16 protein-coding genes are annotated in these 16065 nt (G+C 41.5%); 14 read left to right on the plus strand and 2 right to left on the minus strand.

Annotation, left to right across the window (positions count from 1 at the left end; all coding sequences use genetic code 11):
- Positions 1-495 precede the first annotated feature (495 nt).
- On the plus strand, positions 496-1059 hold the full coding sequence (gene pgsA / locus AC3WVG_RS09420; RefSeq protein ID WP_488797878.1) for a CDP-diacylglycerol--glycerol-3-phosphate 3-phosphatidyltransferase: 564 nt from the start codon (positions 496-498) through the stop codon (positions 1057-1059).
- Between the two features lie 346 nt (positions 1060-1405).
- Here pgsA and AC3WVG_RS09425 read toward each other — a convergent pair whose 3' ends face one another.
- The gene (locus AC3WVG_RS09425) at positions 1406-1609 is read right to left on the minus strand and encodes a twin-arginine translocase TatA/TatE family subunit (RefSeq protein WP_488797879.1); all 204 of its coding nucleotides are present in this window, start codon (positions 1607-1609) and stop codon (positions 1406-1408) included.
- Positions 1610-2103: 494 nt separating this feature from the next.
- Here AC3WVG_RS09425 and AC3WVG_RS09430 point away from each other — a divergent pair, with 494 nt between their 5' ends.
- The 12 genes from AC3WVG_RS09430 (at position 2104) to AC3WVG_RS09485 (ending at position 12740) form a co-directional block, all read left to right on the plus strand.
- Positions 2104-3729, plus strand: a complete 1626-nt coding sequence (locus AC3WVG_RS09430; RefSeq protein WP_488797880.1) for a rhodanese-like domain-containing protein — start codon at positions 2104-2106, stop codon at positions 3727-3729.
- A gap of 135 nt (positions 3730-3864) precedes the next feature.
- Complete coding sequence (locus tag AC3WVG_RS09435; RefSeq protein WP_488797881.1) at positions 3865-4257, plus strand: hypothetical protein; 393 nt, start codon at positions 3865-3867, stop codon at positions 4255-4257.
- Positions 4258-4339: 82 nt separating this feature from the next.
- Complete coding sequence (locus AC3WVG_RS09440; RefSeq protein ID WP_488797882.1) at positions 4340-5110, plus strand: hypothetical protein; 771 nt, start codon at positions 4340-4342, stop codon at positions 5108-5110.
- 306 nt (positions 5111-5416) lie between these two features.
- Positions 5417-6079: an HAD family hydrolase gene (locus AC3WVG_RS09445; protein ID WP_488797883.1), complete on the plus strand. Its 663-nt coding sequence runs from the start codon at positions 5417-5419 to the stop codon at positions 6077-6079.
- A gap of 104 nt (positions 6080-6183) precedes the next feature.
- The gene (locus AC3WVG_RS09450; RefSeq protein WP_488797884.1) at positions 6184-6486 is read left to right on the plus strand and encodes a YggT family protein; all 303 of its coding nucleotides are present in this window, start codon (positions 6184-6186) and stop codon (positions 6484-6486) included.
- A 23-nt stretch (positions 6487-6509) separates the two neighbouring features.
- Positions 6510-7010, plus strand: a complete 501-nt coding sequence (locus AC3WVG_RS09455; protein WP_488797885.1) for a DivIVA domain-containing protein — start codon at positions 6510-6512, stop codon at positions 7008-7010.
- 8 nt (positions 7011-7018) lie between these two features.
- The gene (locus AC3WVG_RS09460; protein ID WP_488797886.1) at positions 7019-7318 is read left to right on the plus strand and encodes a DUF167 domain-containing protein; all 300 of its coding nucleotides are present in this window, start codon (positions 7019-7021) and stop codon (positions 7316-7318) included.
- 51 nt (positions 7319-7369) lie between these two features.
- Positions 7370-7600 (plus strand): DUF465 domain-containing protein, encoded by a 231-nt coding sequence (locus tag AC3WVG_RS09465; RefSeq protein WP_488797887.1) that lies wholly within the window; start codon positions 7370-7372, stop codon positions 7598-7600.
- A gap of 1 nt (position 7601) precedes the next feature.
- Positions 7602-9290 carry a biosynthetic-type acetolactate synthase large subunit gene (gene ilvB / locus AC3WVG_RS09470; RefSeq protein WP_488797888.1) on the plus strand — a complete coding sequence of 563 codons (1689 nt, stop codon included), beginning with the start codon at positions 7602-7604 and terminating at the stop codon, positions 9288-9290.
- A gap of 12 nt (positions 9291-9302) precedes the next feature.
- Positions 9303-9785: an acetolactate synthase small subunit gene (gene ilvN / locus AC3WVG_RS09475; RefSeq protein ID WP_488797889.1), complete on the plus strand. Its 483-nt coding sequence runs from the start codon at positions 9303-9305 to the stop codon at positions 9783-9785.
- 87 nt (positions 9786-9872) lie between these two features.
- Positions 9873-10862 carry a ketol-acid reductoisomerase gene (gene ilvC, locus AC3WVG_RS09480; RefSeq protein ID WP_252380152.1) on the plus strand — a complete coding sequence of 330 codons (990 nt, stop codon included), beginning with the start codon at positions 9873-9875 and terminating at the stop codon, positions 10860-10862.
- A 114-nt stretch (positions 10863-10976) separates the two neighbouring features.
- Positions 10977-12740, plus strand: a complete 1764-nt coding sequence (locus AC3WVG_RS09485) for a GspE/PulE family protein (protein ID WP_488797890.1) — start codon at positions 10977-10979, stop codon at positions 12738-12740.
- A 6-nt stretch (positions 12741-12746) separates the two neighbouring features.
- On the opposite strand, the gene AC3WVG_RS09490 is transcribed toward AC3WVG_RS09485, so the two are convergent.
- On the minus strand, positions 12747-13637 hold the full coding sequence (locus AC3WVG_RS09490) for a DMT family transporter (protein ID WP_488797891.1): 891 nt from the start codon (positions 13635-13637) through the stop codon (positions 12747-12749).
- 58 nt (positions 13638-13695) lie between these two features.
- Here AC3WVG_RS09490 and AC3WVG_RS09495 point away from each other — a divergent pair, with 58 nt between their 5' ends.
- Entirely contained in the window at positions 13696-16008 is a 2313-nt protein-coding gene (locus tag AC3WVG_RS09495) for a cysteine synthase (RefSeq protein WP_488797892.1), read from the plus strand.
- Positions 16009-16065: the final 57 nt, after the last annotated feature.

The raw sequence follows: 16065 nt of genomic DNA on the forward strand, positions 1-16065 counted from the left end.
GAATCGTTGTTGAGTTAATTTTCACGGATCCAGGGGACAATTTTCATAATTTTTTTCAATCCTGATTTCTTTCATGCTGGTGCAAATGCCTGGACCCAGCCCTTTGCAATGCTTTCAAGAAACCAGGATTTCTAATCTGGTAGTCAAAATGGAGGGGGGGTGGCCACAGACTCTTAAGGAATATATTGGAGAGAAAAAGGTTGGTAAAAGTTTGAGTAGGTGATAAATTTTAAGCTCTTGCCAGAATTAAGGTAAAAGAAAATCCCAGCCTCAAACTGATTATATTGGATGGCGGTTTACGTTCCAACTCTTTTACCGCGGTGGCTTGAGTGTCTCGAACCAAAAAGGTGACTGTGTAGTAGTGGGTATTTATTGTTAAAAAGTAAATCTGTTTAACATTTGACCTGATGGTGTCTAAGCTTTTGGATATGGAGAAAGACAGCTAGAGTTCATGGGTTAGATCAACCTGATGCGTGATAAAGAGCAAGGTACGTAATGAACGAGCAAAACAACTGGACTATCCCCAATTTTTTAACGGTAGTAAGGATCCTCATTACTCCTAGTTTTGTAGCCGCCTTTGTTAATGAAAATTTTTATATGGCCTGGTGGCTTTTTGCTTTGGCTGGGATTACCGATGCCTTTGATGGATTTCTGGCTAGGGTTTTAAAGCAGCGCTCTAGGCTAGGGGCAATGCTTGATCCTTTGGCAGACAAGGTGCTGTTGGTGACATCATTTGTATGTCTGGGGATTAAAGGTTGGCTCCCGGCCTGGCTGGTAATTTTAGTTGTGAGTAGAGATTTGATAATTCTTGGTGGCTTGGCTGTCCTTCACTTTTGGGGAGTGGATATAAGCAGAAAAATTAATCCCTCTTGGATAAGCAAAGTGACGACTATGTTTCAAATCCTACTTGTTTTTTTTGTCCTTGTGGTCAAAAGTACGTCTTGGCCAGTTAACTGGCTGTTGCCCAAACTTGTTTTTGTGGTAGTATTGTTGACTATAATTTCAGGGACACATTATGTGTATAGAGGACTAAATTATTTTTTTCAAAATGGAGATTGAGTCAGAATTGAACAAAATCCACTGACTATCCTACCTAATTAACCACTCACCTACTCAACTACTCAACCAAAATGCAGCCATCGTATTAGGTTGTGCATGAGCATATCCGACGGTAGTCATGAGCATTTTCAGAAGAAATAAAAAATCCCGGTTAAACCGGGATTTTTTATTTCTCACCTAGTTGCAACCAGAGTATCAAGTGAACTAGAGTGAAAAAAACAAGAGGCTAGTCGTCAATCTTCACTTATTTACTGAAAGGTGTTTTTTCATGAAGAGACAAAAAAATGGTTAGTCAACACGGTTTAAAAAAACTATTTTTGTTCTCTTTTGTCACTTTAAACCAGAGTTATTTGGAATCATTTTTTTCAGAATCGTCTTCAGTTTTTTTGTCCGGAGTGACATCAATCTCTTCTGGTTCAGAAGTGGCTTTTTTAAAGTTTTTAATAGCCCTGCCCATTCCAGAGCCGATTTCCGGTAACTTGTTGGCTCCAAAGATGACTAAGACTATGACTAGAATAATGATTAGCTCGGGAATTCCTATTCCAAACATGCATTGCCTCCTTTTTCCTTGGTTAGAGTCGATATACACTTGGGCTTGGTGATGGTCAAGATATGTTTAGAGTTTGAACAGGGTAAACGTATCTAATTTTTAAGAGAAAGCATCGCGCCAAGCCGCTAAGTCGCCAAGGAAAATAAAGGCTTTTGTTCGGCTTAAGGGAGGAAGCCGAACAAAAGATTCTCGCCCCTTTGGGCCGATGTTTGAAGTGCACTAAGGATTTGTTAGATATATAAATTTTTGCAATTTAGGTGCGTTTGCCCTGAGGGTTAGAACTTTTGAGTTTGGAATTATGGAGGCAAGTTTAAACGGCTTTCAAATTTTTGAGAATTCAATGCCTAATTTTGACACTGGCAAGACGTTTAGCAACAACTGACAGCTAATCTTTAGCCCTTTGCCTATTTTTACGTTAAACAGGCTTGTGTTTTGGGGCTCGGACATCTAAAAGAGATTTTTTAGGAATGATTTAGGGATAAAAGGGAGTTGAGATGGATAGAATAGTGATTATCGGCCATGGATTTGTTGCTTATAAGTTTGTGACCCAAGTAAAAAAGACTGCACCTAAAACCGAGGTGCTCTGGTTTGATGAATATAGTGATGAGAAATATCCCCTGCCACTATTCAGTCAACTTGTTCAAGAAGGAGAAAAGATTGAAAACTGGTCCAGAGCGAGAGCTAAACTTAAAGTAGGATTTGATAACTTTCTGTTTCAAAGAGGTGAAAAGCCAATTTTGGGAAAAAGAATTCAAGTGAATGTATCCAGGAAAGAACTTACAATTTTGACTAATATGGGGCATACTGCATATCAGTTTGACAAGCTCATAATTATTCCCAAGGTAGAGATTTATCCCCCTACATATGTCCGAGAAGAACGGTTCCTGATTTGGCCAGACCAAAGTTGTATTCAATATTTTATCGATCATTTTGATGAGCTGAATGACATTGTAGTGGTTGGAAATGATCTGGCCCTAGTGCAGGTGTTATTGATGGCAAAGAAAAAGTTTATCTGGATAAGGGAGAATAAAACTTTTTTTGAGCCCGAGCTGGAATTTTACCTTGAAGAACATCTAAAGAAAAAAGGCGTTGAGCTCAGGAAAGTTGATAAAATAGAAAATTGGTCGGATAAGTTAAACACGAGAGAGGCTAAAAGATTACTCGTCTTTTCAGGACGTATTGCTTGCGATGAAAGATGGAGTGAGAATTTTGGCTTTGATTTAGATCAGTTGCAAACATCGCTTGCTCAAGGTTTAAAGTCTCATGAGGAGGATGTTTATCTAATACCTATGTTACAGGACAGGGAACAGTTTTTGTTACAATACAATGAGGAGTACTTGTCCAATTTGGCCCAAAAGTTAGCCCGGAGTTTTTTTAGGGATACGGAAGTTGGTTTGGATTCTATGGAATCACTTCTGTTACAAACCGGAGATAAAGAATTTGCAAAAGCAGGGCTAAGTTTAAACGAAGCTATGCAAAAGGGTTTTCAAGCCGAGTTTGTGGTTTGTGTAGGATATGAAGACATATGGCAAAAAGATGAGTATGTGGCAAAAATGATCGTGGACAGGAAAACCAGACAGATTCTTGGTTTCCAGATGGCAGGGGCAGGGGGTAGTAGATGGACGGATATGGCCTCTGTATATATAAATTTACGGACTAAAGTGGATGATATCCTGAAAGACAAATTTTTAGCCAAGGGTTTAAAATTTAATCCTTTGTTACGATTGGCCAGGATGGCTATCCATAAGATGGAGCCAGGCATTCTGGGCATAACTCCGGAGGAATTACTGGAGTCCAAAAGAGATGGGGCCGATTTTTTCCTTTTGGATGTGCGTTCTACTCAGGAATGGGAAAAGGGGCGTCTGCCAGGGGCCTACAATATTCCTTTAAACCAGTTAAAGAAAAGAGTTATGGAAATTCCCAGGTTTACGCCTCTGGTAATTTATTCTCACAGTTCTGGCCGGGCATATGAAGCAGCCAAATTGTTGGCCAATATGGGAGCCAAACAATTATATGTAATTGATGGGGGGTACAGGCTCTGGCCATATCAAAAAGATGAAGAAGAGAGAAGAGCGGTTTTACCTTTTGGAGGCAATCAATGTAATATGTGTGGCATATAATCCGGAAATCATTGATTCATTAAAAATTTGCCCTCTTAAGTAGGGTTTGGCCACAGACTCTTGGAGGGCGGTTGTGCTTTTAGCTGGTTTGCCAATTATTCTGTATAACTAGACAAAATCATTGAATAAAGTTTGATGGGTAAATTGTACTTTTTTCCCGGAGAGGGGTGCCTTTTTTATAAATATGGTCACTGCGTTTATGAGGAGGTTTTAAATCCTGGTTATAATAGGCATTGGCAATGTCAGGTACTTGTTAAGTGGGAAAAAGAATATGACCACTTGGTTAACCAGGCTGAATATTTTCAGTTGAATCCCAGTCAAGTAGAAGGTATTTGGGAGAGAAGAATGGCCAGAAAAATTATTTCTGGCTGGAATTGCCCACACTATGTCTCGTGCGAAGAAGAAGAGAGTTGCATCTATCTTCATGGAAACATCTGTATTCTGGCTTTGCCCAAATGCATGGGACGTTGTCATTTATATCAGTATAATGGTCATATGAGCATAATTGACGATCTTGATGAGGGATAGGTATGTTTGCTGTGCTTACAATCTCAACTCGTATGAATCGTTTCCATCAATAAACTGAAAATATCCTGGAGTAGGTAAGAAAATGTCGGATAACATTTTAATTCACTTTCCTTATATGCACAAAGAATTTGTCTCTGAAATCTTGCAGAATAAGGCCTTGTTTTTAAACCCGGGATTGGAATTAAATGATGAGGATAATTATTTTTTACCGTCAAACCTTGTCTTAACTCCTCGTGAAGCCAAAGCCTATATCAACGAGTGCCTAAAATTTGGAGAACAATTTAAAAAACCTTCAGATATGGCTTACTTTGGATTGAAGGGAATCGATGATTTCTATACAGATACTACATTGGCTATAAAATCAGAGTTAATTGGGGCTGGAGACAAAAAAAAAGACGAGCGATTATTTGAGGCAAAAAAAGCACAGATGCTTCTGCTTTTAGGATATGCTCTGGAAGAGAGGATTATTGAGTTGTTCCAGATTGATGACAAACTAAAAAAATCCTGGCAAAAATTTGAACAGCTTTTGGGGGTGGAAAAAGATGATGATATTTGGGCCAAGACCACTTTTTCCACGCCAATTGCCAGCCAGGTAAACTTGGGGTGGGAGAAGCTTCTTTACCCTTTTGCCTTGTTTTTACCTGAGAATGGAAAATTAATGGTGGTGGACCGGCAGGTTCAAGAAGCCCTTGCGGAAATGGGGGTTAACTGGGAGAAAAAAGATTTGGACATTGAAGACAGTCCACTAAATGTTTATGGTTTAAATGTTTTTGAAGGAGTATTAAAAAAAGAACAATTAGACCATAAAGGCAAGTTTTTATATAATGATTTAAAATTGTTAGCCTTGGTTTAAGTCTGATTTATTGTTTGTTGAGTTCATTGTGTTTATTGTCCGATGGTTCTGTTATCCGGTCTAGGGCAGGATAACAGGGATTTATAACTTTTATGTTTATCCTGTGAAGTAAAATGTAAATCAAAAAACTAATTTTTTAATATCAAATTAATGTCAAAAATCAATAATGAACACAACTCCAAATTTTTGTTGTTTCCATGATAAAAACGCTAAGTAACTTTATTGTATTGCATCAATATTTGTCTAAATTGTAAATTTAGTTTTTAGAACCTGCATCAGGTTGTAAAAGTTTGCCGGGGGTGATTATTGTTTATTTGTAACTTTCTTTTGAAAAAAATAGAAATAGCAGGACTTAAAGGGATAATTTTTGATTGTGATGGTGTGTTGTTTAATTCGAGAGAAGTTAATATCAAATATTACAATATGATTAAAGATGCCCTCGGACTACCTCCAATGTGTAAGGAGGAAGAGGAATATGTGCATATGCATTCAGTGGACAATTCGTTAAAGTTTATTGTCCCTGAAAAGTTACGTCATAAACTTCCTGAAATTCGTCAAAAAATCAATTATAAAGTTTTAATTCCGTATATGCGCCCGGAAGAAGGGCTATTGCCACTTTTGCAGTTTCTGAGGCAAAAAAGGATTGCCTGTTCTATTAATACTAACAGAACTACAACTATGGATCTGATTCTGGAACATTTTAAGCTTTACCCTTATTTTTCTCCGGTTATAACTGCAGCTAAGGTTAGCCATCCCAAGCCTAATCCTGAGGGCATTTTCAAAATTTTGAGGATGTGGTCATATAGACCAGAGCAAGTTGTTTTCATTGGCGATTCCGAGGTAGACCAGGAAACAGCCCACAGGGCCGGGGTACCTTTTTGGGGGTTTAAAAATATCTATTTACAAGCGGATATGTATATCCCCGATTTCTGGACTATGCGACAGTATATGATGCGTAACTTAACGTAAAGTGTGAAGGGTATAAAAAGGGGATAAAACAGACATTATTTCACAGTATGAACATTTAATATTTCCTGCAAAAAGTTTGTCTTTGCAGTGTATTTGGAGGGTCTATGTTTATATTTGTTAATTTTTTGCAAGCGATAGCTAGTATTGTTGACACTCTTTTGTCTTTATATTTTTGGGTAGTCATTATTTCTGCTCTACTTTCTTGGGTTAATCCTGATCCGTACAATCCTATCGTACGTATCTTGCGCAACCTGACAGAACCTGTTTTTTACCGTGTCCGTAAGTGGCTTCCCTTTACATATATCGGCGGTGTAGATTTGTCTCCTATTGTAGTTTTAATGGCGATTCAATTTTTAAAAATATTTTTAGTGCAATCAATGCTGCAAATAGCTATGCAGCTAAATTGATGGCATAGTTTGAGGATATAGCTATGAGTACTTCCAAAGTTGATATTTTAAATCATAAGTTTTCTACCTCTCTTTTTGGCTACAAAAAGGCGGAGATAGACATTTTTTTGCAAGAAGTAGCCGACCAATTGGGCAAATTGGCCGAGGAAAAGGAAAACTTACAGAAGCAGGTCGAATCTTTTAGTAAAAGCCTGGAAGAGTACAAAAGTCGGGAGAAAATTTTACAGAACACCCTGATTACTACTCAGAAAATGGTCGATGATCTTAAGGCTAATGCCCATAAACAGGCCAAGCTTATTGTAGAAGAGGCTCAGGCCAAGGCAGAAGATATTTTAAACCAGGCTCACAAAAGATTGGCCCAGATTCACGAAGATATAACCGAGCTTAAAAGACAGCGCACCCATTTTGAGATAAAACTAAGAGCACTTATTGAATCACATCTTAAGCTGTTGGAGTCGAATAGTATAGAAGAACAGCAAGTGGATGAAATAGAGTCTAAATTAAAATTTTTGGGAGTAAGTTAAAAGTAAAAATGCAGGAATATTCTTTTTATGCGCAAGTAAAAAAAGGGATCTGGCGCTTAATGGTCTGGGTCCAGCCCAAGGCCAAGAAGAATGAGGTAGTTGGCCTTTATGATCAGCGGTTAAAAATCAGAGTCCAGGCCCCGCCCGTTGATGATAAAGCTAATAATGCCCTGTGTTCATTTATCGCTAAAGAACTTGGGCTCAGGAAAAATCAGGTCAGTATTGAATCTGGACAAACAACAAGGCAGAAAAATATTCTTATTAAAGCTGATCAGGAGCCTGCCTGGCATAAGTTATATAACCAATAAATGTGATTTGGTCTAAATAGTGTCTTAACCAACCATATAAAGGAGGTTCCCATGGAACAATACGAATTGGAACTTATTGCCAAATACAGTGAAAAGGATCCGGAACTAAAAGCTTTATGGGAAGACCATTTAGCTTATGAAAAAAAACTAGAAAAATTTGAGAGCAAACCTTTTCTAACTCCTGCTGAAGAGCAGGAGATGAAGGAACTTAAAAAACTGAAATTGGCTGGTAAAACCAGGATGCAAGCTATCCTGGATAAATACAAAGCCATGGAGGGATGAAATGGAGTGGAGCGGAGCTCAGATCTTTTTAGAGTGTTTGAAACAAGAAGGCGTTAAGCATATTTTCGGTTTTCCCGGTGGAGCGGTTATTGATATCTATCATGAAATGCCTAACTATCCATTTCAGCATATACTTGTCCGCCATGAACAGGGAGCTGTTCATGCTGCTGATGGTTATGCCCGTTCAACTGGCAAAGTAGGCGTGTGTCTAGTTACTTCCGGACCCGGAGCGACAAATACCGTGACCGGAATTGCCACGGCTTACATGGATTCAATTCCTCTGGTCGTTTTTACCGGACAGGTGCCAACCCCGCTGATTGGCAATGATGCCTTTCAAGAAGTGGATATAGTCGGTATTACCAGGCCTTGTACTAAGCACAATTACCTGGTCAAAGATGTTAACGATCTGGCCAGGATTATAAAGGAGGCTTTTTATATTGCCAGCACAGGGCGTCCAGGTCCGGTTCTCGTGGATTTACCCAAGGATGTGATGCAGGCCAAGACAAGCAAGTTTGTTTACCCGGAAAAGATAAGCATGCGCAGCTATAACCCCAACTATCTGCCCAATAGAAAGCAGGTAAAAAAGGCAGCGAAGCTTATCTCTGAGGCCAAGCGACCTCTTATATATGCAGGGGGAGGAGTAATTTCCTCCTCAGCTTCCGAAGCACTGACAATGCTGGCCAGAAAATATAAGATACCGGTTACAACCACCTTAATGGGGTTGGGGGCTTTTCCTGGCAACGATCCGTTATGGCTTGGTATGCTGGGTATGCACGGAACTTATACGGCTAATATGGCTGTGAATAATTCTGATCTGCTGATTTCTATCGGAGCCAGATTTGACGACCGGGTCACAGGTAAGATAGCCACATTTGCTCCCAAGGCCAAAATTATTCACATTGATATTGATCCGACATCTATTCGCAAAAATGTTTCTGTGGACGTTCCTATTGTTTCTGATTGTTTGAATGCACTGGAGGCCCTGGAGGAAGAGTTGGTAAAGGCAGATGTCAACTGGGATGATAAACACGCTGACTGGATTGAACGTGTTAGAGAGTGGTCTCGGTCACACCCATTAAAATATGAAGACTCCGATGAATTTATCAAGCCACAAATGGTGGTGGAGAAAATTTATGAACTAACTTCTGGTCAGGCCATTATTACTACAGAGGTTGGACAGAACCAGATGTGGGCCGCGCAATTCTATCACTATCATCATCCGCGAACTTTTCTTTCTTCCGGTGGCCTGGGTACAATGGGATATGGTTTTCCAGCGGCCATTGGGGCACAACTAGCCCATCCGGGCAAACTGGTTATTGACATTGCTGGCGACGGCTCCATTCAGATGAATATCCAGGAATTAGCCACCGCTGTCAGCTATGATTTACCAGTAAAAATAGTCATTTTAAATAACGGCTATCTGGGCATGGTCCGCCAGTGGCAGGAACTTTTTTACAATAAGAATTATTGTGCTACTTGCTTGCACAAAAATCCGGACTTTGTGAGCTTGGCCAAAGCCTATGGAGCAGATGGATATCGGGTGAAGAAAAAGGAAGATGTGGAGCCAGTGCTCAAAGAGGCATTTGCCTCCAAAAAACCATGTATTGTTGACGTGTGGGTAGAGCCGGAAGAAAACGTCTATCCTATGGTTCCTGCTGGGGCGTCGTTAACAGAAATGCTTTTAGTATAGGAGGTAAACGCCGTGCGTCATGTCTTGTCTGTTTTAGTGGAGAACGAGCCAGGTGTTTTGTCCCGGGTGGCAGGTCTGTTTAGTGGGCGTGGTTTTAATATTGAAACACTTAGTGTGGGTCCTACCCTGGAAAAGGGCATGTCCTTAATGACCATAACTACCAGCGGTGATGAGCAGATTATCGAGCAGATTGTCAAACAGTTGCGTAAAGTTGTCACTGTGGTGAAGGTCGTAGACCTTACGCGTATGCAGGCTGTGGAAAGAGAAATGGTCCTGATCAAAGTCAATGCGGAGGATTCAAAGCGAGCGGAGATTTTAAGAATTGTGGATATATTTAGATGCAAGGTAGTAGATGTAAGTATTGATGAATTAACAATAGAGGCCACAGGGGATCAAAAAAAGATCAAGGCCATTGTTAATTTGTTGCAACGTTTTGGGATTAAAGAATTTGTCCGTACAGGCACTGTGGCTTTAAAGCGAAGTATGCAGCTTTAGTGAATGGGTGGATGGCCAAATGGCTGAAGTAGTACCTAATAAACTGAAACCATCCGGTCATATTACTAAAAATATAAGGAGATAATAATGAAGGTTTATTACGAACAGGATGCTGATTTGAGTGTATTACAGGATAAGACAATTGCTATTATTGGCTATGGGAGCCAGGGACATGCTCATGCCCAGAATTTGCGTGACTCAGGTTTAAACGTCATTGTAGGGCAAAGACCCGGAGGGCCTAACTGGCAATTGGCCCGTGAACATGGTTTTGAGCCTGTTTCAGCTTCTGAGGCAGCTGTTAAGGCCGATTTGATTCAAATTTTAGTCCAGGACCAATATCAGCCCAAAGTGTTTAAAGAAGAAGTATTGCCTAACCTAACAGCAGGCAAGACACTGGTTTTTAGTCATGGGTTTAATATTCATTTTAATCAAATTGTTCCCCCGCAAGATGTAGATGTGGTTATGGTCGCCCCCAAAGGTCCTGGACATCTGGTGCGTCGGGAGTATGTCCGCGGTGGTGGAGTACCTGCCCTGGTAGCTGTACATCAGGATTATACTGGTCAGGCTCTGGCTAGGGCACTGGCCTATGCCAGGGGTATTGGAGCAACTCGCTCAGGTGTTATTGAAACTACCTTTGCCGAAGAAACCGAGACAGATCTGTTTGGTGAGCAGGCTGTTCTTTGTGGTGGTGTGAGCGCCTTGATTCGGGCTGGTTTTGAGACATTGGTTGAAGCTGGCTATCAGCCCGAAATCGCCTTTTTTGAATGTATGCACGAGTTAAAGCTGATCGTTGATTTGCTTTATGAAGGCGGGTTCAAGAAGATGCATTACTCTATCAGTGATACAGCTGAATATGGAGATTATACACGAGGGCCGAGAGTCGTTAATGAACAGGTGAAAAAAGAGATGAAAAAGATACTTGGCGAGATACAGGATGGAACCTTTGCCCGGGAATGGATCCTGGAAAATCAGGCTGGCACTCCCAGATTTCAGGCCTTACGTCGACAGATGAATAATCATCAGATTGAGGAGGTAGGAGATAAATTAAGGGAAATGATGGCTTGGCTGAATAAGTAATTTAGAGTCAATAGTCGTGAGTCCGAGAGCCTGGAGTCTTTTAAATTTACCTTGATTTTCCTGGCCTCTCGACTCTCTGACTCACGACTTTCGGACTCACGACTATTATAAACTATGAACCATAAACAAACTTCAGGGCAGGGAAAATGGAGTAGCCGTTATGCTTATTTAATTCTTTCAGGGCAGATAACCCAGGAAGAATTAAATAAGGCTATGGAGAGTGCCAAGAAAGAGAACAAAGACCTGGATGAGATACTCATGCAGGTCTATGATATTGATAAAAAAGAGTTGGGTAAATCCCTGCAACTTTATTATGAAACCGAGTTCGTCCCTTTTGATCCCTCCATAGAACCTCCTTTTGAACTTTTTGAAAAGCGAAGATTAGACCCTGATTTCTTGAAAAGGTATGGTTGGGTACCATTCAGGCAAGATGGCAAAACCATTGAAGTACTCATGACCAACCCCTTTGATTTGGGGAGGTTAGATGAAATCAGGTTTATTTTCGGTACCAGTAATATACGGGCTAAAGTCTCCACTGCTCATGATATCGAGCAATTTATTGAGCACTTTTACCAGCAGTTGAGTTCAGATCAGGAATTGGCTTCTCTGGTTGATGACTTGGATATTGATGATGAGACTGAAGTGGAGCAGGAACTAGAAGAAAGTGAGCTCAGTGAACATGATAGCGAAGTTGTCCGTTTGGTCAATGCCTTACTTGTGGAAGCGTGGCGGAAAAATGCCTCTGATATCCATATTGAACCAAATATCCGGGCCAGGTATTGTTCTATTAGATTTCGTATTGATGGAACTTGCCACGAATTTAGCAAGATTCGTTACGGGTTGGCCAAGCCATTGATATCTAGAATCAAGATCATGGCCCATCTAGATATTGCCGAGAGACGCTTGCCTCAGGACGGAAAGGTCAAAATCAAGCTGCCGGACCGGAATAAAGTTATTGAATTTAGGGTAGCCACCATTCCCACTGTGGAAAATCAGGAAGATGTTGTCTTACGTGTCCTGGCTTCGGGAAAGCCCATGCCCCTGAACAAGTTGGGGCTTTCAGAGACAAATTTTCAGGCCTTTCTTAAAATGATCCATAAGCCATACGGCTTGATTTTAGTGGTTGGCCCTACAGGTTCCGGTAAAACAACCACTTTGCATTCAGCCTTAAGCTACATTAATACACCTGAGCGCAAGATCTGGACTGCTGAAGATCCTGTGGAGATTACCCAGGATGGATTAAGACAGGTTCAAGTGAACCCCAAAATCGGGTTAACTTTTGCCGCTGCTTTGCGTTCCTTTTTACGGGCGGACCCGGATGTTATTATGATCGGTGAAATGCGGGACAAAGAAACGGCCCATATTGGGGTAGAGGCCTCTTTGACCGGGCATTTGGTCTTCTCCACTTTGCACACCAATTCAGCTCCGGAGACCATCACCAGGCTGTTGGATATGGATCTGGACCCTTTTAATTTTGCAGATTCTTTGCTTTGTGTATTGGCACAGAGACTGATCAAGACCTTGTGTACCAGGTGTAAAAAAAAGTATGTTCCTTCGGCTCGGGAGTTGGAAGAATTAAAGCATGAGTTCGGACCTGGTTTTGAAAAGTACGCTCGGAAATTTTTAGCAGATAAGCCGGTTCTATTTCAACCCAAAGGATGTCGCCATTGCATAGGAGGATATAAAGGCAGGATCGGAATTCACGAACTTATGCCCACATCAGAAGGCATCAAGAATTTGATCAAGTACCGCGAACCTACAGAAAAGATTCGAGAGCAGGCCATTAAAGATGGCATGTTAACTTTAAAGCAAGATGGTATTTTAAAAGTATTACAGGGTATTACGGATATGTCCCAAGTCAGGGCAGCAGCTGGGTAAGCTATCTTAGTCCTTTACCTCACCATGCGTCATGTTTTGAACAATTAGGCCCGACAGAATGAGCATTAGGCCGATGATGGTCGAGGGCAAAATCTTTTCCCCGACAAAAAAATGAATAAAAATTAAAGATAAAAAAGGGGAAAGATAGATGAGGTTACTGACTTGGGCTGTTGTCCTGGACAATTTTAACGCCTTTAACCAGAAGACAAAAGTGATGCCCATTTCAAATAAGCCTACGTATATGGCTCCTAAAATGCCAGGGAGGGAATAGATGGTTACATGGGAGGTCATGCGTAGGTAAAGGAAAATAAAAATAAGGCCAAAGCAAAAGTTTAAAAACAGGCGCAAAATGGGGTCTAAGTCATCTTTGGTATTGGATATCCAGTAAAGAGACCAAATGATGGTACTCACAAGGGCCAGGGTAGCGCCCATGGGGTTGGAGAATTTCAGTTCAAGCAGGTGACCGTGAGTAGAAATAACCACTACCCCGGAATAGCTAACAAAGATGGCCAGAATCTGGTAAAGGTTGATTCGTTGCTTGAGTAAGGGAATTGACAAAATAGTCAGGGCGATCCCCCAAGTATAATTTAGAGACTGGGCTTCTTGGGCTGGCAGGAGTTCATAGGCTTTAAATAAAATCAGGTAGTATAAAAAGGGATTTAGCAGACCTAGAAACATGGAACGAAGAATGTCGGCCCTATGGAATTTAGTCCAAAATCCAGGCCCAAAAAAGTAAAGACATAAAACGCCTAAAGCCAGGCTTGAGGTCAGAGTTGAGTAAAAAAGGAGCTGAACATGATCCAGGTAGCGAAGACTAATTTTAAAGGCCGAAGCTACTGTAGACCAGATAAATACTGTTAGCAACGCATAAAAGTAGGCTTTTTTTTGTCTGTCCATTGGTTAGATGTTAATTTTGAAGTAATTTTTTCTAAACCTTAAGTAAGAACAAGTGATTATGCAACATAAAGATGTTTTATCCTTAATTGGCCAGACCCCCCTAGTGGAGATAAAAAAACTCAATCCTTACAGTCATGTAAAAGTGCTGGCCAAGTTAGAAGCAGGGAATCCTGGTGGCTCTATCAAGGATCGGGTGGCTTTGGCCATGATCGAGGCTGCAGAAAAATCAGGCCAGCTAAACAAAGACAAGATAGTTATTGAGGCCACATCCGGTAATACGGGTATCGGGCTTGCCATGGTCTGTGCTGTAAAAGGGTATAAATTAAAGCTTTTGATGCCAGAGTCTGCCTCTGAAGAGAGAAAGCGGATCATGCGTGCCTATGGGGCAGAAATAGTACTCACCCCGGGACACTTGGGTACGGATGGTGCCATTGAAGAAGCCTATCGCTTGGCCAGGGAAGAGCCAGATAAATATGTGCTCATGGATCAGTTTAACAATCCTGCCAGCATTGAGGCCCATTATCAGACCACAGGCAAGGAGATATGGGAACAGACAGGGGGAAAAGTTACCCATATTGTGGCCTGCTTGGGCACTTCCGGTACCATTATGGGGATTACCAAGAGGATAAAAGAACTGAACCCTGAGGTGCAGTGTATTGCCATTGAACCTTATGCCGGCCACAAGATTCAGGGGCTCAAGAATATGCAGGAGTCTTATCCTCCCGGCATTTATGATAAAACTATCCTGGACAGGGTTTTGCACGTTGAGGATGACGAGGCCTTTGAGATGTGCCGCAGGCTTGCCAGAGAAGAAGGTTTATTTGTGGGCATGAGTTCAGGGGCAGCCTTGGCCGGGGCCCTGAGTGTTGCCAAAGAGCTTGAGAGCGGAGTGGTAGTTACTATTTTTCCTGATGGAGGGGAGAGATACTTAAGTACTTCTCTTTTTGTTCCCCCGGAGAGGCGCGGTATTAAAGTCTTTGATTTGTATAAAAGAGAAGAGATTTGTTTGCATACAGAAATTAGTCGTGGAGGCCCAAATTTATTCACTTTTGGCCCAAGTATGGATGCCCTGGATGAGCCTGAGCCCTGGCGCAGGATTGTGCTTTTTGATGTACTGAACCGCTATTTACGCCAAAAGGGTCATGACTCCAGATTGGTTGTGGGGTTGGCTGACTTTGATGACCGGACCCTTAAGGCTGCTAGGGCTGCTAACCTCAGCAGAAAAGAGTTTTCCCAAGAGGCCGTGAGAAAGATTCACGAGCTGTCCGGCAAATTAAATATTCATACCGGGACCAGGTTTGTTCTTTCTTCCGAGCACACGGATACAGCCATTGAAATATGCCAAAAACTTTTATCCAAAGGAACAGCTTATGAAAAACTCAGGTCTGTTTACTTTGATGTGCGCCGGGATAGGGAATACGGGGCATTGATTCATATGGACCTGTCCAAGATATTTCCTGGCAAGACCGTGGACTTGGAAAACTACGTCAAGGATAATCCGCGCGATTTTACTTTGCTCAAAAGAGCCAGCTTGCAGGACCTAAAAGAAGATAATGTCCTGAAAACCAGTTGGGGCAACGTCCGACCTTCCTGGTATCTACAGCAGGCCAGTGTTGCAACGGCTACCTGTGAAGTCTTGGATGTGGTTCTGGCCGGACAGATGCATGCCTTTCCTCATGTGGATAATTTAAGGAGCATCTGGAAAAATGCCTTGAATATCCAGCCCCAGGCATGGATGATCTCCCTGGCTGTTGATTTTAAAGAACAAGGTCAGGAGAGAGCAGTAAGTATAAACTATTTTCTGGAGCAGGGGTTAAAGCCATTGGCCATTAGAATGTGGCTTTTATCCACATCCTATCACAAGACACTTGTCTCCGGACCAAGCAATTTACACATGTGGCTAAAAAATTGGGCCAAGGTTCAGGATGTATTGGTTAAACTTAAATCTTTTGTCTGGAAAGGAAAGGGAATCAGGCCTTTGATGGAGCAGGCAGTTTTTGACTTGAAAAAGAGTCTGCAAAATGCGTTTGAACATGATCTGAGTATACATAGGTTCTGGCCTAAGCTTTTTAACTTGGCCAGAGTTGCTCACAAGCTGATGGATAGAAAAGAGTTGACTCTGGAAGAAGCGGAGTTTTTGGAGCAGACCTTAAAAAATATGGATGATGTTCTGGGTATTTTGGACTGGCAAAGCCTGCCCATACCTCTTGATGAACTACCGGATGAGATCAAGGAGATTCTCGCTAAAAGGAACCAGGCCCGTAAGGCGAAGAATTTTGAGCTGGCAGATACTTTGCGCAAAGAGCTCAACAAGTTGGGTTATCAGGTTGTGGATACTACCCAGGGTTCAATGCTGGTTAGTGTTCATTAAGTTCTCAACTTTCTGAGTTAATTTGCGAGCGCATTTTCTTCAATGCTAACAAAGACT

This window comes from Desulfovulcanus sp., from assembly GCF_982781345.1.